Genomic DNA, 23781 nt, shown 5'->3' with positions numbered 1-23781 from the left:
TTCCCGGTGTGTCAGTCGCCGCTCAGCCGATGTTCAACGCCCGCATTGCCTCACTGGCCATCTTCGACTCGCCCAGGGCGTTGGGGTGCACCGGGTTGAGTTGATCGAAGAAGAACATCGGATCCACCCATCGGACTCCTCGGGGCTGGCAGGAGTCGTGGCCGTCGGAGGCGTCTGCCATGTCGGCGTACGACGCCCCCGTCTCGTTCGCGGCGCGTTCGAGGATCTTGTTCATGTGGCCCTGCATGCTGCGCAGGTACGGTACGTCGCCTTCGGCGATCGGCATCTTCGCGAAGCATGTCTTGTCGGCCTGCGCCGGGAGCAGCCACGGGTAATCCACCACGACGACCCGTGCGTTCGGCGCTTTCGCCTTGATCTTCTGGAGGGCCGTCCTGACCGCCGGGTAGGTCTTCTCTTCGATCAGCCGGTCGAAGTGGCTTCCCCAGGTGTTCTTGCAGGGGCTGCCTTTGCCGGCGGAGAGCACGCCGGCCGAGCCGCAGGCGACGACCGCTCCGGCGAAGACGAAGCTGTCGTTGCCGCCGATGGTGACCGTCACCAGGTCCGTGTCCGCGGTCAGCGCGTTGAGTTGAGGGGCGACACCGGGATACTGGGAGTTCTCGAAGTGCCGGGTCCCGGCGCCACCACACGTCACGTCCGTCAGCTTCGCGTTCGTGGCGGCGGCGATGACCTGTGGATAGTTCTTCGAGGAGCGCAGGCACAGGAGAGGTGCCGAGGGGGCGAGTGGCAGTACGCCGGATCCGGCCGCGTAACTGTCGCCGAGGGCAACGTAGTTGAGCGTTTCGGTGTCTTCCGCGGCTTGTGCCGGTGCCGCCAATCCCGTGAGGGACACGGTGACGGCCAGAGCCGCGAGGCCGTACCCGGCTGAACGTAGGGACATGTCGTTCTCCTTTGAAGGACACGATCCTGGCAACGGACCGGCAGGGTGCCAGCCGTTGGCGCGCACCGACTCGCCATGCGCCTCTCGCAGGCCAAGCCGGAATGAACGGTTCCACCGGCCCGCCCAGGGGCTGCGTACGTCTTCCTGTGCGAGCCCGGGGCGGGGCAGGAGTAAGAGGGCGCTCCGCGCGCATCGGGCAGGCCGGACACAGGGTTGCCGTGGTCGGAGTGGCCAATCTCGGGGGAGCGGACGCCGGTGCGGGTGGGTGGTGGGCCTAGAAGTTACCGGCGGGTTTGAATAATAGTCAACAAGCGGGGCGGAATCAGGTGCCGTCATCCGCTGACCCGGATCGACCGCCATGGCGCCCGGTCGCGCCGCGGCGGGCGGCGGACCGGGTGCGTGGCGGCAGCCGTCGGCCGGCCGTACGCGTCCGTTGTCCACGCGGTCCAGGGTTCGGACGACACGAGACATGGCCTGTCAACGCACGCAGCGGAAACCCGTGTTGCCGCTGGAGCTGTCCGGGGTGTTGCCGATGCGCGCGGACGTGCGGTAGCGAAGACAGTACGACTCGTGACACAGGTGCGAACCGCCGCGCAGTGCCCTGGTGTCGCCGGGCCGGAACCAGTCCGCCGTCCACTCCCACACGTTGCCCACCGTGTTGAACAGCCCGTACGCGTTGGGTTCGAAGGCGTCGACGGGGCAGGTGGACCGGAAGCCGTCGGCTGCGGTGTTGTGCTCGGGGAAGGTGCCGCGCCAGATGTTCATGCGGTAGGTGCCGGCGGGTTCGCGTACCCCACCCCAGGGGTAGGGTTCGCCGACCAGGCCGCCGCGCGCCGCGTACTCCCACTCGGCCTCCGACGGCAGCCGGCAGCCGGCCCAGGCGCAGAAGGCGAGCGCGTCGCCGTGGCTGACGTGGACGACCGGGTGTTGTCCGCGACCGTCGAGGTCGGAGCCGGGCCCCTCGGGACGGCGCCAGTCGGCTCCGTACACCTGACGCCACCACGGGGCGTCGGCCACGGCCCGCGTGGGCGGGAAGTCCGCGGGCAGGAAGCCGGAGAAGACGAAGGACCAGCCGAACCTCTCGGCATCCGTGACATGGCCGGTCGCCTCCGCGAATGCCGCGAACTGCGCTGTCGTGACAGCGGTCGCCGCGATCGCGAACGGCTCCACGGCAACCTCGCGAACCGGTCCCTCGCCGTCCTGCGCATAGGGACTGTGGTCGCTGCCCATCAGGAAGGTGTCCGTACCTGCTTCCCACCAGCCGCCGACCGGCCGGTAGGGACTCCCCGCAGGCCGCCCCGGCGGAGGCGAAGCGGCGTCCCGCCGCGTGGCGCAGCGGCGCTGCGGAGCGCAGCACGAGTCGACGCGCGTCACGCGTGCTCCGGTGTGTCGGCGTAGTGCAGTTGAAGCCGGGTGAGTTGCTCGGTGAGTTCGCGGACGATGTGCGCGTACGTCGGATCGTCGTAGCGGCTGCGCAGCTCGTCCGGGTCCTGCTCCAGGTCGAAGAGCTCCCAGGCCGGCTCGCGCTTCTCGTCCTTTGCGCCTACCTGCCCCGAACCATGACCCGGGTAGTGGATGAGTTTGTACCGGTGGGTACGGATTCCGTAGTTGGCCTGTACGTCGTGGCAGGCGTCGAGGTGCTCGAAGTACCGGTAGTAGACCGCCTGTCGCCAGTCCGGGGGCTGCTGTCCGCGGAGCAGCGGGACGAGGCTGCGGCCCTGCATGCGTGGGTGGGGTTCGACTCCGGCCAGGTCGAGCAGAGTCTGAGCGAAGTCCACGTTGACCACCAGTTCGTCAGTGGCGGCGCCCGCGGGGACGACTCCGGGGTACCGGACGATCAGCGGGATGCGCAGCGACGGCTCGTACATGAAGCGTTTGTCGAACCACCCGTGTTCGCCGAGGTAGAACCCGTGGTCGGAGGTGTAGGTGACCGCGGTATCGGCTTCGAGGCCGCTGACGTCGAGGTAGTGGAGGACCCGACCGACGTTCTCGTCCAGGGCGGCGATGACCCGCAGGTACTCCTTGATGTACCGCTGGTAGCGCCACTCGCGCTCCTGTCGTTCGGAGAGTCCCTCGGGTACGGGGGCCTTCAGGTCGTGGGGCTGGAGGTCGGACATCCGCATGGCGGCCTCGGCCGCGGCGGGAGCCCGGTCGCTGTAGTCGTCATGCAGGGTCTCCGGTGCCGGAATGTCCTCGTTCTCGTACAAATGCCGGTGACGCGCCGCCGGTTCGAACGCCCGGTGCGGTGCCTTGTGCTGGACGAGCAGCGCGAAGGGGCGCTCGGGGTCCCGGCCGTCGAGCCACTGGAGGGCCAAGTCGGTGATGATGTCGGTGACGTAGCCCTGGTACTGCCGTTCGCCCTCGGCGGTGAGGAAGACCGGGTCGTGGTACACGCCGTGCTCGGGCAGAACCTCCCAATGGTCGAAACCGCGAGGGTCGCTGTAAGCGCCGTGTCCCAGATGCCACTTGCCGATGATCGCGGTTTGGTAGCCGGCCTTCTGGAGCATGGCGGGGAAGGTCGGCTGGCTCGCGTCGAACTTCTGGCCCGGCTGCTCCAGCGTGGTCATCCCGTGGACGTGGCTGTATGTACCGGTGAGCAGGGTTGCCCGAGCGGGTGAGCAGATGGAGTTCGAGCAGAACGCGTTGTCGAAACGTATCCCCTCGGCGGCGAGCCGGTCCACTGCGGGGGTCTTGTTGATCACGCTGCCGTACGCGCCGATGGCCGGCACGGCGTGGTCGTCGGTCATGAACAGGAGGAGGTTGGGGCGGCGCACGCGGCCGGTCATACGTCGCGTTCCTCCTGGGGCGGCGGTACTTGCTCTGACAGCTCGGACATCCGGCATCTCCCTGGGTTGTCGCGACCGAAGTGCTTCCCTTGCCACTCGGCCGGCGTGTGTGGCAGCCGAGGCTCGGACACGTAAAGGCGTCTGGGATCCCATTGCGGCGGGTGATCCGCAGCCAGGTCCGGCGCGGCGGCCACTGACAGCCCGCCGGATGAATCAAGTACTGCACGACCCTTTACACATCCGGTCGCCCGTCACCATACTCACCATCTCAAGGGAAATGGAAGCGCTTCCAAAAAATATGGAAGCGCTTCCACTCCGCAGTTCGGCATGGAGAAGGCGGATGGATGATCAGGCGGGCAGCAGGCCCGAGGACACCCCGGTGACGATCTACCAGGTCGCACAGCGGGCCGGCGTCGGAATCGCCACCGTGTCGCGGGCGCTGCGGGGGACCGGATCCGTAGGGGCCAGGACGCGGGAGCGGATCCTGCTGGCAGCCCGCGAGCTGAACTTCGTCCCCAGTCGGCTCGGCGTCTCTCTCGCCGAGGGTCGGCACGCCGCCAACGGCATCGTCTTCCCTTCCCTGACCGGCCCGTACTTCGGGGAGGTTCTCCTCGGCTACGAGGAGGCCGCCGCCGAGCTGGGGCGCTCGGTGATTGTCGTCGCGACCGACGGGCTCGGTTCCGCGCAGGAGCACATCCGGGACCTCGCGGGGCGGGTGGACGGGGTCGTGATCTACGGTCGCACCGCCGAGAGCGACGTCGTCGCAGAACTCGTCGCCGAGCACAAGCCGACCGTCCTGCTGGCTCCTTGGGCCGACGTGGACGGACCCGACGTCCTCACCACGGAGAACACCCGCTCCGCCCGGGAGCTGACGGAGCATCTGCTCAGCCATGGGCACCGGAGGTTCACCTACTTGGGCGGTCCCACAGGCGGGCGGGACATCGATGAGCGCTGGGCCGCGCTCGTCGGCACTCTGGCCGCGGCCGGCGTCCCGGCACCTCTCCCCGTGCCTCTCTCGGGGTACGGCGAGGCGGAGTTGTATGTGGCGGCCCGTGCCGTCCTGGCCGATCGGGGCCGGCCCGACGCGCCCGACGTGATCGTCTGCTCCCATGACGAGGTCGCCCTCGCCGTACTGCTGGCTGCCCGTGAGCTGGGACTCACCGTGCCGGACGACGTGGCCGTCACCGGCTGGGACGACGTGGTGACGGCCAAGCACTCCTGGCCTCCGCTGACGACGGTGCGTCAGCCCATGCGTCGCATGGGTGGCATGGCCGCGCGCTCCCTCGACGAACTCATCTCGGGAACCCGTACGACTCCGCGCCACGAGGTGCTGTCCACGCGACCGGTCATCCGTGAAAGCTGCGGCAACCACCCTCAATCCTCAAGGAGATGACTGTGCACAGACGCCAGGCAACACGTATGGGCATCGGCCTGCTGGCCGCATGCCTCACGCTGAACGCGTGCGGTCGCTCCGAGGGCGGCGCCGCGGACACCCCCAAGGCAGTCAAGAGCGGGGCGGCGAAGGGCACCCTCACGGTCTGGGCCATGGGCGGCGAGGGCGACAATCTTCCCAAGCTCGCCAAGGACTTCGAGGCCGCCAATCCCGGCGTGCGGGTCAAGGTCACCTCCATGCCGTGGAATGCCGCCCACGACAAGCTTGCCGGTGCGGTCGCCGCGGGCACGACGCCCGACATCAGCCTGGTCGGCACGACCTGGATGCCGGAGTTCGCCAGGTCCGGCGCGCTCGACCCCGTACCGTCGCTCGTGGACACGAGCAAGTTCTTCCCGGCCGCGATGGAGCCGGTCACCGTCGGCGGCAAGGTCTACGGCGTCCCCTGGTACGTCGACACGCGCCCCCTCTTCTACCGCAGTGACCTCGCCCAGCAGGCGGGCATCACGAAGGCGCCGGAGACCTGGGACGAGCTGAAGGCCGCCGCCCGGACGTACGTGGACAAGGCGAACACGAAGTACGGCATCTTCCTGCCGCCGGGGAAGGCCGGATCGGGACAGGTGCTGCTGCCACTGCTCTGGCAGCAGGGCGGTGACGTGATCGGGACCGACGGGAAGTTCACGCTGGACACCCCTGAGATGGTCGCGGCGCTGAAGTACTACAAGTCCTTCTTCGACGAGAAGCTCGCGCCGAAATCCTTCCAACAGGGCGACGTGGAACGCTGGTTCACCAAGGGCGAGCTGGGGATGGTGTTCACCGGGCCGTGGATGGTGGGCCAGTTCACTTCCATCGGAGGCGCCGGGTTCGACCGGAAGTTCGCTGTGGCCAAGGTGCCGGGGGAGACCACCCGTACCTCCTTCGCGGGCGGCGCGGACCTGGTGGTCTTCAAGAACGCCGAGAACCGCGACGCGGCCTGGAAGTTCGTCCGCTGGCTGTCCGAGCCGGACGTCCAGGTCAAGTGGTACGCGATCCAGAAGGGCCTGCCCAGCGTGCAGAGCGCCTGGAAGGACCCTTCCCTCAAGGGCGACGCCAAGATGGCCGCCTTCGGTGACCAGATGTCCGAGGCCAAGGCGCCGCCCGCGATCGCGACCTGGGAGCAGGTCAACCAGATGATCGAGGACGAGATCGAGAAGGTGGTCATCGGCGGCGAGAAGCCCGAGGACGCGGCCAGCACCATGCAGGAGAAGGCCACGGCGATCGGGACAGGCGGCTGACGATGGTCACCACGACCCTGGCCGGGGCACGCTCCCGGTCCACGGCCCGCACCCAGCGGGCGTCGGCCCGCACCCGGCGGGCCGTGGCGGGCTGGGTGTTCTCGCTGCCTTTCCTGGTGCTGTACGCCCTCTTCGAACTGGTGCCGGTGGTCGCCTCGATCGCGATCAGCTTCACCGACATGCGCTCGACCGACCTGCGTAACCCGCTGGCCGTGGACTCGGTCGGCCTGGACAACTACGTCCGGATCTTCTCGGACGACGTGTTCTGGCAGGCAGTGCTCAACACTCTCTACTTCACGGCGGTCAGCGTCCCTTTCACGCTGGCCGCCGGCCTGGCACTGGCGGTCGCACTCAACCGGGGCGTGGGCCGGCTCCAGACCTTCTTCCGCGTCGGCTACTACCTGCCGGTGGTCAGCAGCGTCATCGCCGTCGCGGTGGTCTGGAACTACCTGCTCGCGCCCGACTCGGGACTGGTCAACACGGTCCTCGGTGCCGTCGGCATCCACGGGCCCGACTGGCTGAAGGATCCCGCCTGGGCGATGCCCGCCCTGATCGCGATGGCGGTGTGGCGGCACATGGGCTTCGCCATGGTGATCTTCCTTGCCGGGCTCCAGAGCATCCCGGGGGAGCTGTACGAGGCGGCGCGGCTGGACGGCGCCTCGCGAAGGCAGGTGTTCCGGTACATCACACTGCCGATGCTGCGGCCCACAGTCCTGTTCATGGTCGTCATCTCGGTGATCGGCAATCTCCAGTTCTTCGAGGAGCCGTTCGTGATGACGCAGGGCGGACCGCTCAACAGCACGACGTCGATCTCTTACCAGATCTACCAGACCTTCGGCTCCGGGCAGTACGGGTACGCCGCCGCGATGTCGTATGTGTTGTTCCTCCTGATCGCGCTGCTGGCGCTGGTCCAGTTCCGACTGCTGCGGGAGAAGCCATGACGGTGTCCACGCCATCGGTACGCGGATCGGACAACGCCTATCGCGGGCAGCGCTGGATCTACGCGGTGCCCGCCCTGGGACTCGCCGTGGTCGTCGCCCCGTTCGCCTGGATGGTCCTCAGCTCCTTCAAGAGCCCCCAGGAGATCTACGCCTCGCCACCCACCTGGCTGCCCGGGTCGCCGACGACGGCGAACTACAGCAGCCTGCTGGACAAGCTGGACATCGGGCAGTTCTTCTTCAACAGCGTGTTCGTGGCCGTGTGCACGACCCTGGGCAACCTGCTGTTCTGCTCGATGCTCGGATACGCCCTGGCGAAGATCGACTACCCCGGGAAGAAAGTCGTCTTCGGGCTGGTCATGTCGAAGCTGATGATCCCCGGGATGGCGCTGCTGGTGCCCACGTTCGTAGTGGTCGCCGGCCTCGGGCTGGTCGACACGTACGCCGGGATCATCCTGCCGGGGCTCGCCGCGCCCATGGGCGTGTTCCTGATGCGGCAGTTCATCCTCGGGCTCCCCGACGACCTGATCGACGCGGGGCGGGCGGACGGGGCGGGAGAGTTCCGGATCTTCTTCCAGATCATCCTGCCGCTGTGCCGCCCCGCGCTGGCCACGCTCGGCATCCTGACCTTCCTCGCCTCGTGGAACAGCTTCCTGTGGCCCCTCGTGGTGGCCCAGAGCGAAGACAAGTACACGCTGCCGGTGGGCGTCGCCCTGTTCGCCCTCGACCACCAGAACCAGGACTACGGGCTGCTGCTCGCGGGCGCCACGATGCTCGTGCTGCCGGTCATCGGGGTGTTCGTGTACTTCCAGCGGCACTTCGTACAGGGCATCGCGACGACCGGACTCAAGTGAGAAACGGTCCCAGGGCTCACCGGACAACCCACGACGCACAGCGGCCAAGGCGTACCACCGCACTCCCGAACCCGGCACAACCGAACCCGAAGTGAGAGGGACGACGGACCGCATGAGACGACGCACACTGATCCACGCCACGGGTGCCACCCTCGGCACCACCCTGCTGACCCCGAGCCTCACCGGCACGGCACAGGCCGCGCCGCACACGGGCAGGCACAAGGGCAGGCGCAAGGCCGACCGACGGCTGACCGCCGACGACCGCGCCACTCTGACGCGCTACGCCGCCGACACCTGGCGCTCTCTGGAGGCGCTGGTCTCCCCGGAGACCGGACTGCCCGGCGGGTTCATCGACGCCACACTTACCACCCGCGGCCACCAGACCGGCCCCACCCCCTTCGGTACGTACCTGTGGTGCGCGACCGCCGCCTGGAAGACCGGGCTGATCACCCGGTCGGCCGCCCAGTCCAAGGTCGAGCGCACGCTGGCCGCCCTGTCCCGGCTTGAGTACCACGCGCCGTCGGGGATGTTCCACCGGTGGTACGACCCGTACACCGGCGGCCTCAAAGACACCACCGTCGCCTCCCGCTTCCTGTCCAGCGTCGACAACGCGTGGACGGCGACCGGCCTGATGGTGGTGGAGAACGCCTTCCCCGAGCTGAACACCAGCATCCGGGCGCTGTTGGACCGGATGGACTTCTCCTGGTTCTACGTCCCTGGCGCCACCGCGGGCAACGCGGGCGGTGGGCTGATGCGCGGCGGCTTCTACGACGTGGATCCGGGCGGCACCCCGCCGACCGTGCTCGAACGGGGCGTGTACTACGCCCCGGCCCTGTACGGCGCGATGGGCGAGACGCGGCAGGCCACCTATGTGGCGATGATGCTGGGCCACGTGCCCGCCCAGGCGTACTTCGGGCCGAACCGCTCCTTCCCGCCCACCCGCAGCGACCAGGAGACCAAGCCGTCCGGCTTCTGGCAGACCTATCGCGGCGTGCGGGTCTGGGAGGGAGCGTACGCGTACCGCGGTATGAAGGTGATGCCGACCTGGGGCGGCTCGATGTTCGAGTCGATGATGCCGAACCTCTTCGTTCCCGAGGAGCTCTGGGGCCCCGACAGTTGGGGCGTCAACCTGCCCCTGGTCGTCCGGTCCCACATCGAGCACGGCCTGGACGAGGCACAGTACGGCTACTGGGGGTTCTCGCCGTGCAATAACCCGGTCGGCGGCTACCGCGTCTACGGCGTGGACGCCATCGGCATGAACCCCAACGGCTACGCCTCCGACCAGGAGAACACCTTCGTCGACCCCGGCTTCGAGGGCGTCCGCGAGCCCAAGCCCGCCCCCGGGAGCTACGGCGACGGCGTCGTCACCCCGCACGCCTCGTTCCTCGCCCTGCGCTACGCCCCGCGCGAGGCCATCGACAATCTCGCCAACCTAGAACGTGACTTCGACTCCTACGGCCCCGGCGGCTTCTACGATTCCATCGCGGTCCGCTCCCGGCAGATCTCCCGCGAGCACCTCACCCTCGACCAGGGCATGGTGATGGCCGCACTCGGCAACGCCCTGGCCGGCGACGTGCTGCGGGACCTCTTCATCCAGGGGCGATGCGCTGCGCTGCGGTCCTGCATCGCCGAGGAACGCTTTGCCGCCGCGCCTCGCGTGAGCCCGTAGCCGACGAGGGCGCGCCGAGCGTCGTCGCGCACGGCGCCGCCTTGGCCACCGGCTTCAACGCCACGCCATCCTGCCCATGGGGGGGCGGTCACCGCCGGAAGTTGACCGCAGAAGCTGACCGCCCCCCACCACCGACAAGGAGCCCGGATGCCCCAGCGGCACCCCACTGTCCTGTCCCTCCCTACCGATGGCCGCACAGCGCACACCGTCAGCCCCTACCGCAGCACGCCGCACAGCAGGGGGCAGGTATGAGCACCCCCGCACAGGCCGCCCGCGAGGACTGGCGGCAGCGTATCTACCAACCGTCGGGACAAGTCGACCCCCTCGACCAGCCCCTCTCCCTGACCGCCCCGCGCAATGTCCGGACGCGGTCCGGTGCCGGGCACGTCACCCTGGAGTGGGACCCGGTGGACGGCGCCATCGGCTACCTCGTCCACAGGGCGGTGGGTGCTGGGGACTTCTCCACCGTCAAGCAGCCCGATGTGGACGTCCCCCAGGTTCCCTCCCCCCGGTACGTCGACACCGCGCTCCAGCCCGGCGAACCGGTCCGCTACATCATCGCCGCGGTCGCCGGGATGGATGTGGCCGGTCCCTTCTGCGCTCCGGTCGCCGCCGCGGCGGCGACCGGTCGCGCGGGCGCACCGGCCCGGGTCGCGGTAACCGTGCACGCGGACCGGATCACCCGGGAGCTGCCCCGCCCCTGGCGGCCGGTGATCGGTTCGGAACACCTCTCGTACGCCCTCTCCCGGGGCACTACGGGAGGGCGGCCCATCGGCGCCGAACTCACCGCGGCACTGCGTACCGTGCACGAGGAGATCCGGGTGGGCGCGGTAAGGGCACACGCGATCCTCTGCGACGACCTCGGCGTCTACCGTGAGGTCGACGGCGAACCTGTGCACGACTTCTCCGGAGTCGACAAGGTCTACGACAACATCCTCTCCTGCGGCCTGCGCCCCGTTGTCGAACTGGGTTTCATGCCGCACGACCTGGCCTCCGACCCCTCAAGGACTGTCTTCGGCTACCAGGCGATCATCTCCCCGCCCAAGGACTACGGCCGCTGGAGTGACCTCGTCCACGCCCTCACCCGGCATCTCGTTGATCGTTACGGCCACGAGGAGGTCCGGGACAACTGGGCCTTCGAAGTCTGGAACGAGGCCAATCTGGAAGTCTTCTGGTCCGGCACGCCCGAGGAGTTCTTCCGGCTGTACGACGTGACCGCCGCCGCCGTGAAGGCGGTTGATCCCGGCCTACGGGTCGGCGGCCCGTCCAGCGCCGCCAACGGCTGGGTGAACGAACTCCTGGACCACATCGGCACGTCGGGCGCCGCCCTCGACTTCGTCTCCTCGCACACCTACGGCAACGCGCCGCTGGACTGGCGGCCCGTACTCGAACGCCACGGCCGCCGGGGCACCCCGGTCTGGTGGACGGAGTGGGGTCCCACCCCGACGCACTTCCACGGCATCGGCGACGGCCCGTTCGGCGCCACGTTCCTGCTGCACGGCATGAAGTCGGCGGCGGGCAGGATCGAAGCACTCGCGCACTGGGTGGCCTCCGACCACTTCGAGGAGCTGGGCCCCCCGCCGGCTCTTTTCCACGGCGGCTTCGGCCTGCTCACCGTCGGCAATCTGCGCAAGCCCCGCTATTGGGCGCTCACCCTCGCGGAACGACTGGGTGAACAGGAACTGGCCGTGGACGCGGTCGGAGACCTGGGCGGCGTCGAGACCTGGGCGGCATGGCACCCCGACGGCCGAATCGGGATCCTGGTGTGGAACGGCACGCTCAACCACGCCCAGGCGGACGGCGATCCGGTCCTGTCGCGGCGGGTCGACGTCGAGGTCGCTGGGCTCGACGGCGCCGAATACCGGGTGACGCACCACCGGATCGACCATCAGCACTCGAACATCCGGGCGGTGTGGAGGCGGATGGCCGGCGGGACCTGGCCCGACGACGCTCAGTGGGAGGAGCTCGCGCGGGCCGACACTCTCGACGAGTACGAGCCCGAGCAGCTCTGTACCGGAGAGGTGTCATTCGACCTACCGATGCCGGGTGTCTCCTTCCTGGAACTGACACCCGGGAGCTGAGCATCCCCGGACGGGCGCGGCGCAGTGACCTCCGCCGGCTCGTCCCTCACAGCAGTCCCGCAGACGAACTCGCCGACTATGTCCTACGCAGAGATGGAATCGCGTATCCCAATTGACGGTCGAGTCGTCTCGGGGCTCCGGGCAGCCAACACGGTTCGCGTACGCGTCGGCAACCAGGAGGAGCCACTGCGTCTCCGTGCGGAGGTCCTTGCGGGTGGCGGCGTGCGCCAGCGGCGGGGCGACCTCGTCGGCGAGCCGGCCGGCCTTTGAGGCGGCCAGCGCCGCCTTCACAGCAGCCGCCTCAACTGCTGCGGCTCCTTCGTCCGTTGCGGCGTCGAAAGCCCGCTGGGTCATTTCCTCCACTTTGCGGGACCGGTACGGCCGAAGGGCGAGGATGCCGTCGCTGATCTCGATGACCCGCCGCTGGAGCAGGAAGTCCGAGTCGTTCGAAGCCTCTTCGGTGAAGTCCGCAGGCGAAAGGACGATCTCCGGCGTCGCGGCTGACAAGTCCTCCCAGAGGGAACCGAGCGCCTCGAAGGACTGTGCCTCCCAGCGACGGCGGCGGCCCTGGCTGATCGGGTAGACCACAGCAGGCAGCGTGAGGCCGAGAGAGATCAGCAGGACGGCGAGCGCCGGAGACGCCACGCCGAAAACGCATGGCACGGTCGCGAGCGACGAGCACTCCGACTGATCGGGTATCAGGTGGGAGCCCAAGCTGAATGAGATGAGGACCGCCAGCTTGTACACGGCGTAGACCAGCGCGAAGGCGCAGCTGCTGCCGCCGCCCGCAGACCTATCCGCACGCTGCTACGACGAGTCGACTTCGACTGACGCACGACTTGGAGGAGAAAGTCGACCAGTGCGAAGGTGAGGTAGGAGACGAGCAGAAGCAGGTAGAGCGTGTACGCCTGCGGAGAGCGATGTGTCATCTGCTCGTACGCGAACAGCGTGGTCATTCCCGCGGCGGACGTGGTGAAGAGGACGAGGTGCAGCCGGATTCGCCGGTGTGCCGCATCAGGTTCCATGTTGAGCTGGAACGAGACGGCCAGGAACGCAGTACCAGCGGCCAGCGAAGCGCAGTTACCCACCAACCGTGCCATGTCCGGCACAACTGCTTCGACCGCGTTCTCGAAAATCGGCGAGGCATAGATCAGCGCGAATGAGCTGAGGAGGGCGCCCATGGCCCACGTGCCGGTTGGACGGGGCGTCCCTCGGCCGAGGATCCAGTAGCCGGCCGCCGCTGCGAGCAGGCAGGCCATGCCAAGAAAAACGGCATTCACCGCGAGCGGATCCGACCCTTCTTGATGGGTTGGGCGAAGAGCGCGTCCCAGCTCTCCGATCCCTTGTCCGGCCGATCAGACGGGGATTCTCGCTCGCGATAGATGCGCTGGCGGATAACCGTCGCCATCATCTCCGCTTCGCGCTCATCGGCCGTCGAGTAGCTCGTACGCCCCGACATGCGCATCACCAGCGTGGGGTTCACCCCAACGGTCCGGGCTGTTTCCGCGTCGACCTCCAGGCTTCCGGGGTGGTCGCAGTACACGTGGCACAGCTCGTGCGTGAGAATGTGCCGCTGGTGGTGGACCGACGTACCTTCCTCGTAATAGAGGACGTCGGCCGATGGGGTCTCGATCCTTATGCCACAGGGCGCATCGACAGCTTCGAGCGTGCTCAACGGCTTCAGGATGATCCGCTTCCCGCGCAGGTCAGCTATCGCCTCGCGCAATTCTCGTGTGCTGAAGCGGTGTGGCAGGTCCAGGAGATCGACCTGCTTCTCGCACGATGTGCGGAGTCGACTCTCGCCGGTTTCTGGCAGCGACATGGCAATCCCCCTCGGTTGTGCATCAACCTGCTGGTGAGCGACAGGCAAGAGGATGCCAAGAGGAAGGGGGAACTCACGCTTCCCGGAACCGATAGTTCCGATTACCGATCGTGACTCTGTCCGAGGCGGGAAGCGAGGGCCGTCCAGGGCGGCGTACCTGTTTGATCTCGAACGACATGCCGTAACCGGTCTGGATCTCGCGGCGATATGGCGGGCGCCATGCGTGGTTGAAGGCTCGACTATTTGCGCCTTGTGGCTACGCCGAGTTGCTATTCCGTGATCCTTTAATGGCGATCCCGGCCGTGTTGTGACACGTGTCACCTGGCCACGGGTTCTAGCCTCAGAACATGGACTCCCGGAATGGGCACGTCGAGGGCGGTAAGCCCGACGGTGAGTCCCTGCCTGAGCTGCTGAGATCGTGGCGGAGGCGCATGAATCCCCGCGCGATTCCGGGCCTGACGGTCTCGGGGCGCCGGAGTGAGGGGCTGACGCAGCGCGATGTGGCTCGCCTGACTGGAGTGAGCGAGCGGTGGTACGGCTCCCTGGAGCGCGGCAAGGAGGCCGCGTACTCCGCCGACTTCCTCGATCGGCTCTCGTCGGTGCTGGGACTGAGCCGTACGGAGCGTCACGCGTTGTACGTGAGGGCGGTTGGCCATCCGCCGGCGCTTGCCGCCGTTCCGGAAGCCGGCGCGGCGGCGGAGATGGACGAGGTGCTCCAGAAGTTCCTGGACAGCCAGGCCCCCAACCCCGCCTTCGTGACGGACCTCGCGTGGAACATGATCGGCTACAACGGGCCGTGCGTGGACTGGCTCCCTTGGGCCGCCTACCAGGCCAATCAGATGCGATGGTCGTTTCTGGTGCCGGAGGCCCGCGAGCAGCTCGTGAACTGGGAGCAGGACTGGGCCCGCCCCTACCTGGGGCAGATCCGCTACGAGCGGGCCCACCATCCGAAGAACGAGGCTCTGCGGCAACTGGAGCGCGACATCCTCGCGGGATCCCCGACCGCCAGGAAGATCTGGGACCGCCGCGAGATCGTCGAACATGTCGACGGCGATCTGCGTCGGCTCAGGCTCCCGTACCACCGGGGTCGGGAGGTTGCTGTGCGCATCATCGCCATGCGGCCCATACGCAGCGACCTGCTCCGGGTGATCGTGCTGATGGAGGACTGCCCAAGAGCTGACGATGACTGATCAGGCCAATGGGCCGACGTGCGCTGCGGTTCGGGACCGGGGCGAACTCATTCGTCGTCGAGCAGTCCCGAGTCGCCCGGCTCGTCCGGCATTCCCTCCAGTCGGCGGGCCTGGTCGATCACGGTGTTCAGCATGTGCAGGCTCGACGTACTGAGCCCATTGGCGCGCAGAGCGACCCGGCGTACGCGCTGGTCGCGCATGGCGGCGACTACTTGGATCTCCGCGCTCTGCCGCTCGGCCTCCACCTCGTCGAAGAAGTAGCCCGGGGTCACGCCGAAGAATCCGGCCAGTGCCCGGATGGTCTGCATCTTCGGGTTGGTGTTGGTCCCGGTGCGGAGCTGTTGGATGGCGCTTGCGGAGATGGCCACGCCGGAGGTGTCGCGGATCCCCTGTGACACCTCCGCGTATGTGTACGCGCCCCGCCCCTCCGGGTGTACCTCCCGGAACAGGTAGTCGAGCAGCTCCGCGAAGGTGCGCTCGTTCCTCTCGGTCATCCCCAACCCTTCGTCACGACGCCCATCGTATCCACTCCAGTGGTGATCATGGCCGCCGTTGTCCCGTGGGCCGACATTACAGTTGACGCGCGAGCGCCACTGCGGTGTACGTTGACTCCCCATTGCGTCCAGTGTGGTGTTCCATGCCTGGTCAGGGTGGGTGTGGGGGGTGGACTTGTGCCAGGGGTCGCCCTATGGTTCTGGTCCCCGCACAAACGGATCACCGGCCGGGACGGGCCAGGAGGGGAGGGGCGATGTACGTGCACGGGCCATGACGGCCGCAGAGGCGAAGGAGACCGGCGCCCGGGAGCTACCAACTCCCAAGCGCCGGGCCGGCACCCCAAGAGGCGCCGATTCACATCTCGCGGGCGGCGGGGCTTTTGCACGAGAACCGCCGGACCGCGCTCCTACGAACCACGGAGTATCGCATGCCCGCCATGCCGAGCGGCACCCCGGCCTGCCCAGACAACGACCGCACCCAGGCCTGCCCGGACACCGACCGCCAGCACCGCCTCGCCGCCCAGCTCGCCGACATGATTTCGGGCGCGGCCACCATTCGGGTCAGTCTTAACGACCCGAAGCACGCGTGGCCCCACCCGCACGCGATCGTCAAGGACGAGGCCGGGCAGACGGTGGCGCTGGGCCGGACGACCGCCAGGGTCGCGGCCCGCTGGATCCTGCGGGTCTGGCCGGAGGCGGACTGGACACGGCCGCACACCTTTGACCTCGCCGACGCGACCCTCACCCGCAGCGACCTGATCGCCGTCGATGGCCGGGGCCGCTGACGTGGCGCGGATACGAACCATCAAGCCGGAGGCATTCTTCTCCGAGTCGCTCGCCGAGGTGAGCGTCGAGGCCGAACGGACCTTCTTCGGACTGCTCACCCAGTCCGACGACCACGGCCGCCACCGCGACAACGCCGCGATCATCGCCGGGCTGCTCTGGCCCCTGCGTGCCGAGCGCACCTCGGTTCATGTCGAAGACGACCTCCAACAGCTCGCGAACGCCGGTCTGATCTGCCGGTACACCGGCTGCGACGGCCGCCGCTACCTCCATATCGTGACCTGGTCCCAGCACCAGAAGATCGACAAGCCGAGCCAGTCCCGCCTGCCCTCTTGCCGGCAGCGCCACGGTGCCGAACGGTGCGGCCCCTGCAAGGGGACCTGCACCGGGCCGACCGAGGACTCGGCCAGCTCTCCCCGAGGGCTCGTCGAGGCTTCGGGGAACGCTCCCCGAACTCTCGATCCGCCCGCGCGGTCCGCCGCGACGCCTCGCGCCCACGAAGGCGAGGCTCCCGCCGCCAGGCAGAATGCCTGCGACGGCACCGTCGGCACGCTTGGCGACGAGGATGCGAAAAGCGCAGGTCAAATCGCATTCACCGAAGACTCCCCGAACCTTCCCCGCAGCCTCGGAGAGGGCTCGGCGCCTGGATCTAGGATCTTGGATCCTGGATCTCCTTCCCCTACGGGGCGCACAGCGCCCGCAGCCACCGTCTCGGCCAACCAGCTCGTCGGCGAGTACATCGCCACCTGCGGCGAGCGCCCGCCCAGCGACGTGATCGGACACCTCGGACGGATCACCAAAAAGCTCCTGGGAGAGGGCATCGCCCCGGAACACATCCGGGCCGGGCTCCAGAACTTCGCAGCCAACCCCAAGCACCCGAGCGTGCTGACCAGCATGGTCAACGAGGCCATGAACGCCCGCTCCGGCGGTTTGGCGCGGCCGGGAATCCGGCCTAACGTGCCCGCCCACCAGGCGTGGACCAACCCGATCGACGCTGCTGCCGCCTATGCCGAGGAGCTGTGATGCGCACCCGGAACCGCGAACCGCAGACCCTCGGCGCGAGCACCCTGGACCGGATGGTCGGGATCCTGACCGCTCGCAACATCGACCCGGCCGCCGTCGCCGAACTGGTCGAAGACCCCAAACCGTTCTCCCCGCTGGACGCCCTGTCGGCTGGAATGCCCCCGCGCTACCGGGCCGCAGTCGCCGACCATCCCCAGGTCCTGGCCTGGGCCCGGAACGTCACCGAGGCAGCCGTCGCCCCCAGCCCGGGAGCCCGGCGGCAAGTCACCACCGGCCCCAGCCTGCTGATGGCAGGGGTCGTAGGCGCGGGCAAGACTCACCAGGCGTACGGCGCGGTCCGGCGGTTGGTGCAGAGCGGAGTCGGCGTGCGGTGGCGCGCGACCACCGCCGCCGACCTGTACGCCGAACTGCGGCCCCGGCCCGGGGCCGACAGCGAGCGGGAGCTGGCGGCCGTCAGCCGCTGCCCCCTGCTGATCATCGATGACCTCGGTGCGGCCAAATCATCCGAGTGGGTCGAGGAAGTGACGTACCGGCTGATCAATCGCCGGTACAACCACATGCTCCCGACCTTGATCACCACGAACCTGCGTATCAGCGACCTCCGGGCCCATCTCGGCGACCGGGTCTCCAGCAGGCTCGCGCAGATGACCACCCGGGTCGAGTTCGAGCCGGTCGACCGCAGACGCCCCCGCGCAGCCTGACCCGCCGCAGGCCGCCACGCCGGGCCGCGCCCTCAGCGCGCCACCCCGTGCACCTCCCGACCCAGCGCACCCCTCCGCCGACGCCCCTGCGCGCGGAGAGCGATCGGAGCAACTCGCATGACCACCACGACGAGCAGCCCTGCCCGCCACCGGTCGCTCGGCGACCACACCTGGCAGGACCAAGCCGTCTGCCAGAGCACCGAATACAACCCGGTGGACCCCGAAGTCTTCTTCCCGGAGCCCGACGAGATGGACAAGATCTACGCCGCGAAGTCGCTGTGCGGCCAGTGCCCGGTCCGCCGTACCTGCCTGGACGCCGCCCTGGAAGGTGGCGACACCGAGGGCATCCGGGGCGGACTGACCGAGGAGGAGCGCGGGCCGCTGCACGAGAAGCTCGCCCACCGCCTCGACTACAGCCGCGTCAACGCCACCATCGCCGGGCGCGACGTTCACCTCACCAAGGCCGAGCGCCGCGCGGTCGTTTACGCCGCGTACCGCCACGGGGTGACGGAACAGCGCCTGGCCTGGCTCCTGAAGATCACAGAGGAGCACGCCCAGAAGCTCTACCGAGAGACCCGCCGGGCCCTGCGCAACCGAGACTTGGAGCAGAACGCGAAGGCCACCCCGCCTCCCGAGACCGAAGGCGAGCGCCTGGGCCGCGACGACTTCGGGACGGCTGCGTGAGTATCGCGAGCGCGCCGAAGGCGGCAGACATCACCGGCTGGGACCGTGCGGCCGTGATCGCCCTGGGCGGCGCGGGGTGCGCGTTGTCGTACGACGCCCTCCAGCAGATGGCCGTCGCCATCCACGTCCGCGGTTTCCTGACCTACGTTTTCCCGCTGGTGATCGACGGGTTCATCGCGTACGGCATACGGGCGCTCCTGGTTCTGCGCGACGCACCCCTGCGCGCTCGGTTCTACGTCTGGGCGCTCTTCGGCACGGCAACGGCCGCCAGCATCTGGGCCAACGCGCTCCACGCGGTGCGACTCAATGAGGAAACGGGTGCGGCCGGCGGGCTCCGGCTCGGGGACACGGTGGTCGCGGTGCTGTCCACCATCGCTCCGCTCGCGCTCGCCGGAGCCGTCCACCTCTACATTCTCATCGCTCGGGGGCCGGTGAAGGGCAGTGACCGCGAGGACCGCGGTCGGGCCGGTCACTTCGGTCAGGCTGACCGACCCGAGGGCATCGCGGTCACTCGGACTGACCAGGTCGGTCATCAGCAACCGCAGGTCGGTCAGGTCAGCGCCGGGCAGCCGGTCACGGCCTTGACCGACCGGTCGCGACTGTCCCTGGACAAGCAAGCCTCAGGTCCTCGGTCAGCGACCGGGGACAGCGCCCCGGCGGACAGCGGCAACCCGGTCACCAGTCACCACGAGCAGTCGCACGAGGCCGCTGACCGGCCCGGACAGTCGGACACCGCGCCGCCGGTCACTCCGCCGCCGTTCACGGTCCGGGACACCCGGACAGCCGGTGACCGGCGGCCTGACCCGGACACCGAGGAGCTGCTGGAGATCGCCCGATCAGCGGTCAGGGCCAAGGACAAGCTGACTCGCAAGGTGGTCGCACAGGCGATCCGAGGTCAGCAGATCCCGCTGTCCAGCGACACGCTGACCGCCCTGATGGTGCGGCTCCGCGAGCAGCACGGTCAGCCGGTCACCGCAGCCCGGAACTGACCGGACGGCACGCGGCGGGTGACCGAGCCGGCCGCCTCGGCCGGTCACCCGCTCCAGGACACGCCCCTACTTCCTTCCGTAGCGAACACGGAGAACACCTCATGCGAACCCACCCGGCAACACCTGCCGAGGTCGGCTCCTGGCTGACCGTCCTGCACCAGCACGGCCACCTTCACCACGCGCAATCCGGCCCCGACAACACATGGACCGTGCAACGAACCCGGCTCACTCGCCCCTGGACCTCCACCACCCGGTCCTGGCCATGGACTGGATCGAAGAACTCGTCCGCGACATCCGGCAGCAGAATCCGGAGAGCAGCCGCTGACCGCCAACGACCCGGCGGCCACGAGGTCCGGACAGCAGCGTGACCCGACGACGGCTCCGGGCGGAGCAAGTTGTCGCGTACGACGGTCCTACGGTCCGTCGTACGCACTTGCCCCCGCCCAGGGGGGCGTGGGAAGCCCGGTTGGTCCCCGAGCGAGGGCGCACGGGGACCAACCGGACTCCCGGCACCAGGGGGCGCCGGTCGCAGGGGGAGAAGCAGACCGCCACGCCCACCACGCCCACCGCGAGCAGCCGAGCCCGACCCCGCCCGCCTTTCCCGATCGCAAGCCGCGCCGCCGCAGCCGCAACCCGAGCGAACGCACGCGCAAGACGACCACCCGCTTCTCCGACACCGAGAAAGCCGAGATCGTCACCGCAGCCGCACGGCGCGGCATCACCGTCGCCCGATTCCTCGCCGCAGTCGGCCTCGCCGCCGCCCGCGGTTCCACCACCCTGCACACCAACGAACAACTCGACGCCGCCATAGACGAGTTGGCCGCCCTTCGCACCGCTCTCTCCCGGGTCGGCAACAACATGAACCAGATCGCCTACGTCTACAACGCCGGAGGACAGCCCCGCCCCGGCGAACTCGACCACGCTCTCTCGAACCTGACCCGACTCCTGGCCCGTATAGACGACACGGCCGACGCCCTGGTGAAGAAGCGACTCTGATGGTCCCCAAGATCCGACGCGGCTCACGAACCCACGGCCTGCTCGTCTACCTGTACGGCCCCGGCAAACGTGACGAACACATCGACGCCCACCTGGTGGGGAGTTGGGACGGCTTCGCCCCCGACCCCGGACGCGACTCCAGCTCCGACCCCGACCCCAAGGTCACCCTCGCCCGCCTCGCCGCCGCGCTGGACCTGCGCGTCAAGCAGGCCGGCACGAAGGCACCGGCCGCGCACGTCTGGCACTGCTCGGTCCGCACCGACCCCGGCGACCGGACCCTGACCGACGCCGAGTGGAACACCGTCGCCCGCCGCCTGGTCCAGGCGGTCAACCTGGCCCCGGAAGGCGACCCGGACGGCTGCCGCTGGGTCGCCGTGCGGCACGCGGACGACCACATCCACATCCTGGCCACCATGGTCCGAGGCGACCTGCGCCGCCCCAGGATGAACTACGACTTCAAGAAGGCCCAGGCCGAATGCCGCCGCATCGAAGGGGAGATGGGCCTGCGGCGACTCAAGCCCGGCGACGGTACCGGAGCCAAGACGCCCACCAGTGCCGAACGCTTCAAAGCCGAGCGCACCGGCCGACCCGAGACACCACGCGAGACGCTCCGCGAAGCCGTCCGCCAAGCCCTCGCCGGGGCCGCCACCGAAGAGGAGTTCTTCACCCGGCTGCGCGAGGCTGGCCTGCGCGTGAAGATACGGAACGCCCCATCCGGTGATGCCATCGGCTACAACGTCGCACTCCCCGGCGACCGCAACCGGGACCGCGAGCCGATCTGGTTCGCCGGCTCCACCCTGGCCCCCGACCTCTCCCTGCCGAAGATCCGCCTGCGCCTGGCCGACGGCACCGCCGACCCGACGACGCCTTCCGCCGCCACCAGCGGTCGACCGGAATGGTCGCCTCCCGCGCGGGAACGTCGAAGCGCCACCGGAATCGCCGAGCGCGCCGCCGTCCTGCTCGACAGCGACGACGACGAAGCCGCAGCTCAACTCGTAGGCATCGGAGAACTCCTGGACGCGGTCGCACAGACCTCCCCGGCCGCCACCCGCGCCGAACTACGAGCAGCCGCCCGCGCCTTCGAACGCGCCACCCGCAGCCACGTCCGGGCGGAACGCGCTGACACCCGGGCGATCCGCTCGGCGGCTCGGGGAATCATCCAGGCCGGCAGCGCCCTTGGCCGAGGCGAAGACGGCGGCACCACCACCATGCTCGTCTCCACCCTGGTCCTGGTCGCCCTCGCCGCCGCCCGCTGGCACTCCGCTCGCGGCCATGCCCAGCAGGCCCACGCCTCCCGACAGACTGCCGAGCACCTACGAGCCGCCTACCGCCAGGCCGCCGTCACGCCCATGCAAGTGCTACGCGACCAGGGCCGGGCCCTGCCCGAAGCCGAACGCCGAACCTACGCGGCCACCATCCGTGCAGCCCTGCCGGAAGTCGGGCTCCGGGCAGCCAGCTCGTCGACGAGGACCGACGCCCTGGTGGCCACCCTTGCCCAGGCCGAGCAGGCAGGCCACGACTCCAAGGCTCTCTTGCAGCAAGCCATCAACATGCGCGAACTCGACACGGCAGAGGACGTGCACGACGTCGTCCTGGTATGGCGCCTGCGCAGTCTCGCCCACCTCCCCGCTCACCCAGGCACGACGACCCGCCACCCGCAGGCCGGCGCAAGCCAGCCGGGAATCTTGGCCAACCGCACCATCACCCGGACGTCACCCACATCCGCAGCTCGCCCCGCTGTCCCCGACCGGGGCAACCGCCCACCACGCCGCTGATCGGAGGTCCGGCGAAACCCCTCGACAACCACTTCCACCGGCTGTTACGGATGGAAACAGAAGGCCCTCGATCGAGAGATGACATTCGTGCCCAGAACCACCGACCGCACCCCAGAGACGAGACCCGTGCTGCCTGTCCTCTCGGCCGCCACCGAACCCGTGCCGCAACTCACGTACGAGACACAGCCGACCAGCGGCCCCGGCGTGACGCGCTGCCTCAGCCACCCACGCCAACTGGCCTTTCGCGGAATCCCCGTGATGTGCTCGGCCTGCCGTGCCCGCCGCGACTGGCTACTCATCAACCACGGCCGCAACGTCTGGGTCTGCTGCCGGTGCAGCAACCAGTGGCTCGAACCCGAGATCAGCCGCGCAGACTTCGACGCCTTGATCGCCATCCCGGACGGGACGACCTACCCCAGCGTCGCGCAGGGCCTCACCGCGCTCGGTTTCGACGGGGCCTTCGCCGGCACCTATCTGGAGTAGGGCAGTGCTCGCCTTTTTGAGGGCTTGCGCGAGGCCAGGACCAGCCCCAACCTCAAGACGTTCCGCAGCGCGCTGAACTACAAGTACGAAGTGCCCGCCCTCGCCGCTGCGGCGAGCGGCTGGGCGGGAACGTGCCGGTCCCCGCCAGAGGTCTCGCGGCCGTGACGCTGTCCGTGCCTCCCTCTTCCGCATCCCCGGCCGACTTGCCGTCCGCGCCGGTGCCACCTGCGGCTTAATCGCCGGAGGAGGATTCTTCGGTCATCGGCTTTATTCACACCGGCGCGGTACGCGCATACGACGTGACCCGGGTGCTGTTGAGCTACGGCCGACCGACGCCGCTGGGCGACGCAATTAAGGACGGATCGCCAAGACGCTCGGTGCTCCGAGCGTCCCGATGCGGGACGGCGCGCGAGCCTGCAGCGACTATGACGCCGCGGCCAGCCGGGTCCCTGTGGTCGACCTGATGTGGCATGCGTCACTTGCCCAGTTGGGAACCGGATTGCATTCCCCCTGTTCATGGGGTGTTCACTCCGGCTACTGTCCCGATTCACTGTTCGATCCGGGTGGGAAGCCTGTCCGTCGCGCTGGGGAGTGCGGCTGGTGGGTGCCCGGGTGTCGGCGGTGATTTCACAAGGCTGCGTTCGGTGCCCGTGCCGGTCGCTTGGGGTGGGAGTGTGCGGGTGGCTGTTCGGCGTGCGCGTTTGGTGTCGATGGGTGTCGCGGGTGTCATGCTCGCGGGGCTGTTGTCGGCGATGTCGGTGGTGGTGCCGCAGGATGCGAGGGCCGCCGATGATCCGACTCCGGTGGTGCCGTCGCAGTCACTGGGCACGGTGACGCCTCAGGAGACGGAAGAGGTCGGCAGACCGCTGCCGGTCCCGGAGTGGCCCGGTGCGGCACAGGCCACGGTGGATTTGTCCCAGGCGGCTCCCGGTGAGCCGGGCTCGGTGACGC

23 protein-coding genes are annotated in these 23781 nt (G+C 68.8%); 16 read left to right on the top strand and 7 right to left on the bottom strand.

Features of this window, described 5'->3' with window-relative positions:
- Window positions 1–22 precede the first annotated feature (22 nt).
- The 3 genes from ACIQNU_RS42920 to ACIQNU_RS42910 all read right to left on the bottom strand — a co-directional run bounded on the left by ACIQNU_RS42920 (window position 23) and on the right by ACIQNU_RS42910 (window position 3684).
- Window positions 23–898: an SGNH/GDSL hydrolase family protein gene (locus ACIQNU_RS42920; RefSeq protein WP_401377935.1), complete on the bottom strand. Its 876-nt coding sequence runs from the start codon at window positions 896–898 to the stop codon at window positions 23–25.
- A gap of 477 nt (window positions 899–1375) precedes the next feature.
- Window positions 1376–2272, bottom strand: a complete 897-nt coding sequence (locus tag ACIQNU_RS42915; RefSeq protein WP_401377932.1) for an SUMF1/EgtB/PvdO family nonheme iron enzyme — start codon at window positions 2270–2272, stop codon at window positions 1376–1378.
- Window positions 2269–3684: a sulfatase gene (locus ACIQNU_RS42910; protein WP_401377929.1), complete on the bottom strand. Its 1416-nt coding sequence runs from the start codon at window positions 3682–3684 to the stop codon at window positions 2269–2271. Before ACIQNU_RS42910 ends, ACIQNU_RS42915 begins: the two co-directional genes overlap by 4 nt.
- 340 nt (window positions 3685–4024) lie before the next feature.
- On the opposite strand from ACIQNU_RS42910, the gene ACIQNU_RS42905 reads away from it, so the two are divergent.
- The 6 genes from ACIQNU_RS42905 to ACIQNU_RS42880 all read left to right on the top strand — a co-directional run bounded on the left by ACIQNU_RS42905 (window position 4025) and on the right by ACIQNU_RS42880 (window position 11890).
- Entirely contained in the window at window positions 4025–5077 is a 1053-nt protein-coding gene (locus ACIQNU_RS42905; protein ID WP_401377927.1) for a LacI family DNA-binding transcriptional regulator, read from the top strand.
- Window positions 5074–6348, top strand: a complete 1275-nt coding sequence (locus ACIQNU_RS42900; protein ID WP_401377924.1) for a sugar ABC transporter substrate-binding protein — start codon at window positions 5074–5076, stop codon at window positions 6346–6348. Before ACIQNU_RS42905 ends, ACIQNU_RS42900 begins: the two co-directional genes overlap by 4 nt.
- Window positions 6349–6350: 2 nt before the next feature.
- Window positions 6351–7289 (top strand): carbohydrate ABC transporter permease, encoded by a 939-nt coding sequence (locus ACIQNU_RS42895; protein WP_401377921.1) that lies wholly within the window; start codon window positions 6351–6353, stop codon window positions 7287–7289.
- On the top strand, window positions 7286–8140 hold the full coding sequence (locus ACIQNU_RS42890; protein WP_401377918.1) for a carbohydrate ABC transporter permease: 855 nt from the start codon (window positions 7286–7288) through the stop codon (window positions 8138–8140). The genes ACIQNU_RS42895 and ACIQNU_RS42890 overlap by 4 nt, the downstream gene beginning before the upstream one ends.
- 112 nt (window positions 8141–8252) lie before the next feature.
- The gene (locus ACIQNU_RS42885) at window positions 8253–9809 is read left to right on the top strand and encodes a glucoamylase family protein (protein ID WP_401377916.1); all 1557 of its coding nucleotides are present in this window, start codon (window positions 8253–8255) and stop codon (window positions 9807–9809) included.
- Window positions 9810–10057: 248 nt separating this feature from the next.
- Window positions 10058–11890 (top strand): glycoside hydrolase, encoded by a 1833-nt coding sequence (locus tag ACIQNU_RS42880; protein ID WP_401377914.1) that lies wholly within the window; start codon window positions 10058–10060, stop codon window positions 11888–11890.
- On the opposite strand, the gene ACIQNU_RS42875 is transcribed toward ACIQNU_RS42880, so the two are convergent.
- Genes ACIQNU_RS42875 through ACIQNU_RS42865 form a run of 3 tightly spaced genes read right to left on the bottom strand, consistent with a single transcriptional unit; the run spans window position 11843 to window position 13712 of the window.
- Entirely contained in the window at window positions 11843–12637 is a 795-nt protein-coding gene (locus tag ACIQNU_RS42875) for an MAB_1171c family putative transporter (RefSeq protein WP_401377911.1), read from the bottom strand. The two genes, ACIQNU_RS42880 and ACIQNU_RS42875, sit on opposite strands and share 48 nt — an antisense overlap.
- Window positions 12589–13149 carry a hypothetical protein gene (locus ACIQNU_RS42870; protein ID WP_401377908.1) on the bottom strand — a complete coding sequence of 187 codons (561 nt, stop codon included), beginning with the start codon at window positions 13147–13149 and terminating at the stop codon, window positions 12589–12591. The genes ACIQNU_RS42875 and ACIQNU_RS42870 overlap by 49 nt, the downstream gene beginning before the upstream one ends.
- 17 nt (window positions 13150–13166) lie before the next feature.
- Window positions 13167–13712: a regulator component gene (locus ACIQNU_RS42865; protein WP_401377905.1), complete on the bottom strand. Its 546-nt coding sequence runs from the start codon at window positions 13710–13712 to the stop codon at window positions 13167–13169.
- A 347-nt stretch (window positions 13713–14059) separates the two neighbouring features.
- Between ACIQNU_RS42865 and ACIQNU_RS42860 the strand changes: the two genes are divergently transcribed.
- Window positions 14060–14902 (top strand): helix-turn-helix domain-containing protein, encoded by an 843-nt coding sequence (locus ACIQNU_RS42860; protein WP_401377903.1) that lies wholly within the window; start codon window positions 14060–14062, stop codon window positions 14900–14902.
- A gap of 47 nt (window positions 14903–14949) precedes the next feature.
- On the opposite strand, the gene ACIQNU_RS42855 is transcribed toward ACIQNU_RS42860, so the two are convergent.
- Window positions 14950–15396 carry a Secondary metabolite protein gene (locus tag ACIQNU_RS42855; RefSeq protein WP_401377902.1) on the bottom strand — a complete coding sequence of 149 codons (447 nt, stop codon included), beginning with the start codon at window positions 15394–15396 and terminating at the stop codon, window positions 14950–14952.
- 428 nt (window positions 15397–15824) lie between these two features.
- Between ACIQNU_RS42855 and ACIQNU_RS42850 the strand changes: the two genes are divergently transcribed.
- The 9 genes from ACIQNU_RS42850 to ACIQNU_RS42810 all read left to right on the top strand — a co-directional run bounded on the left by ACIQNU_RS42850 (window position 15825) and on the right by ACIQNU_RS42810 (window position 22830).
- The gene (locus ACIQNU_RS42850) at window positions 15825–16181 is read left to right on the top strand and encodes a transcriptional regulator (protein WP_401377900.1); all 357 of its coding nucleotides are present in this window, start codon (window positions 15825–15827) and stop codon (window positions 16179–16181) included.
- A 1-nt stretch (window position 16182) separates the two neighbouring features.
- On the top strand, window positions 16183–17202 hold the full coding sequence (locus ACIQNU_RS42845) for a hypothetical protein (RefSeq protein WP_401377999.1): 1020 nt from the start codon (window positions 16183–16185) through the stop codon (window positions 17200–17202).
- A complete protein-coding gene (locus tag ACIQNU_RS42840) occupies window positions 17202–17903 on the top strand; it encodes an ATP-binding protein (protein ID WP_401377897.1) in 702 nt (233 codons plus the stop codon). The genes ACIQNU_RS42845 and ACIQNU_RS42840 overlap by 1 nt, the downstream gene beginning before the upstream one ends.
- A gap of 117 nt (window positions 17904–18020) precedes the next feature.
- Window positions 18021–18587: a WhiB family transcriptional regulator gene (locus ACIQNU_RS42835; RefSeq protein WP_401377894.1), complete on the top strand. Its 567-nt coding sequence runs from the start codon at window positions 18021–18023 to the stop codon at window positions 18585–18587.
- Entirely contained in the window at window positions 18584–19576 is a 993-nt protein-coding gene (locus tag ACIQNU_RS42830) for a DUF2637 domain-containing protein (protein ID WP_401377892.1), read from the top strand. The genes ACIQNU_RS42835 and ACIQNU_RS42830 overlap by 4 nt, the downstream gene beginning before the upstream one ends.
- Before the next feature lie 202 nt (window positions 19577–19778).
- Complete coding sequence (locus tag ACIQNU_RS42825; RefSeq protein ID WP_401377890.1) at window positions 19779–19901, top strand: hypothetical protein; 123 nt, start codon at window positions 19779–19781, stop codon at window positions 19899–19901.
- A gap of 128 nt (window positions 19902–20029) precedes the next feature.
- Window positions 20030–20572 (top strand): plasmid mobilization protein, encoded by a 543-nt coding sequence (locus tag ACIQNU_RS42820; RefSeq protein ID WP_401377888.1) that lies wholly within the window; start codon window positions 20030–20032, stop codon window positions 20570–20572.
- Window positions 20572–22347, top strand: a complete 1776-nt coding sequence (locus ACIQNU_RS42815) for a relaxase/mobilization nuclease domain-containing protein (protein ID WP_401377886.1) — start codon at window positions 20572–20574, stop codon at window positions 22345–22347. Before ACIQNU_RS42820 ends, ACIQNU_RS42815 begins: the two co-directional genes overlap by 1 nt.
- Window positions 22348–22473: 126 nt before the next feature.
- Entirely contained in the window at window positions 22474–22830 is a 357-nt protein-coding gene (locus tag ACIQNU_RS42810; RefSeq protein WP_401377883.1) for a hypothetical protein, read from the top strand.
- Window positions 22831–23781 lie beyond the last annotated feature (951 nt).

This window comes from Streptomyces sp. NPDC091292, assembly GCF_044757265.1.
Lineage (GTDB): Bacteria > Actinomycetota > Actinomycetes > Streptomycetales > Streptomycetaceae > Streptomyces.
Note: the sequence above shows the minus strand (reverse complement) of the source record. Positions and strands in the feature narration are given on the sequence as shown.

Bases quoted from the DNA above. Each gene is read 5' to 3' on its own strand.
- ACIQNU_RS42905 (WP_401377927.1), top strand. From the start codon at position 4,025: ATGGATGATCAGGCGGGCAGCAGGCCCGAGGACACCCCGGTGACGATC.
- ACIQNU_RS42885 (WP_401377916.1), top strand. From the start codon at position 8,253: ATGAGACGACGCACACTGATCCACGCCACGGGTGCCACCCTCGGCACC.
- ACIQNU_RS42910 (WP_401377929.1), bottom strand. From the start codon at position 3,684: ATGACCGGCCGCGTGCGCCGCCCCAACCTCCTCCTGTTCATGACCGAC.
- ACIQNU_RS42900 (WP_401377924.1), top strand. From the start codon at position 5,074: ATGACTGTGCACAGACGCCAGGCAACACGTATGGGCATCGGCCTGCTG.
- ACIQNU_RS42860 (WP_401377903.1), top strand. From the start codon at position 14,060: ATGGACTCCCGGAATGGGCACGTCGAGGGCGGTAAGCCCGACGGTGAG.
- ACIQNU_RS42850 (WP_401377900.1), top strand. From the start codon at position 15,825: ATGCCCGCCATGCCGAGCGGCACCCCGGCCTGCCCAGACAACGACCGC.
- ACIQNU_RS42865 (WP_401377905.1), bottom strand. From the start codon at position 13,712: ATGTCGCTGCCAGAAACCGGCGAGAGTCGACTCCGCACATCGTGCGAG.
- ACIQNU_RS42855 (WP_401377902.1), bottom strand. From the start codon at position 15,396: ATGACCGAGAGGAACGAGCGCACCTTCGCGGAGCTGCTCGACTACCTG.
- ACIQNU_RS42880 (WP_401377914.1), top strand. From the start codon at position 10,058: ATGAGCACCCCCGCACAGGCCGCCCGCGAGGACTGGCGGCAGCGTATC.
- ACIQNU_RS42825 (WP_401377890.1), top strand. From the start codon at position 19,779: ATGGACCGTGCAACGAACCCGGCTCACTCGCCCCTGGACCTCCACCAC.
- ACIQNU_RS42890 (WP_401377918.1), top strand. From the start codon at position 7,286: ATGACGGTGTCCACGCCATCGGTACGCGGATCGGACAACGCCTATCGC.
- ACIQNU_RS42870 (WP_401377908.1), bottom strand. From the start codon at position 13,149: ATGGCCTGCCTGCTCGCAGCGGCGGCCGGCTACTGGATCCTCGGCCGA.
- ACIQNU_RS42920 (WP_401377935.1), bottom strand. From the start codon at position 898: ATGTCCCTACGTTCAGCCGGGTACGGCCTCGCGGCTCTGGCCGTCACC.
- ACIQNU_RS42895 (WP_401377921.1), top strand. From the start codon at position 6,351: ATGGTCACCACGACCCTGGCCGGGGCACGCTCCCGGTCCACGGCCCGC.
- ACIQNU_RS42840 (WP_401377897.1), top strand. From the start codon at position 17,202: ATGCGCACCCGGAACCGCGAACCGCAGACCCTCGGCGCGAGCACCCTG.
- ACIQNU_RS42835 (WP_401377894.1), top strand. From the start codon at position 18,021: ATGACCACCACGACGAGCAGCCCTGCCCGCCACCGGTCGCTCGGCGAC.
- ACIQNU_RS42815 (WP_401377886.1), top strand. From the start codon at position 20,572: ATGGTCCCCAAGATCCGACGCGGCTCACGAACCCACGGCCTGCTCGTC.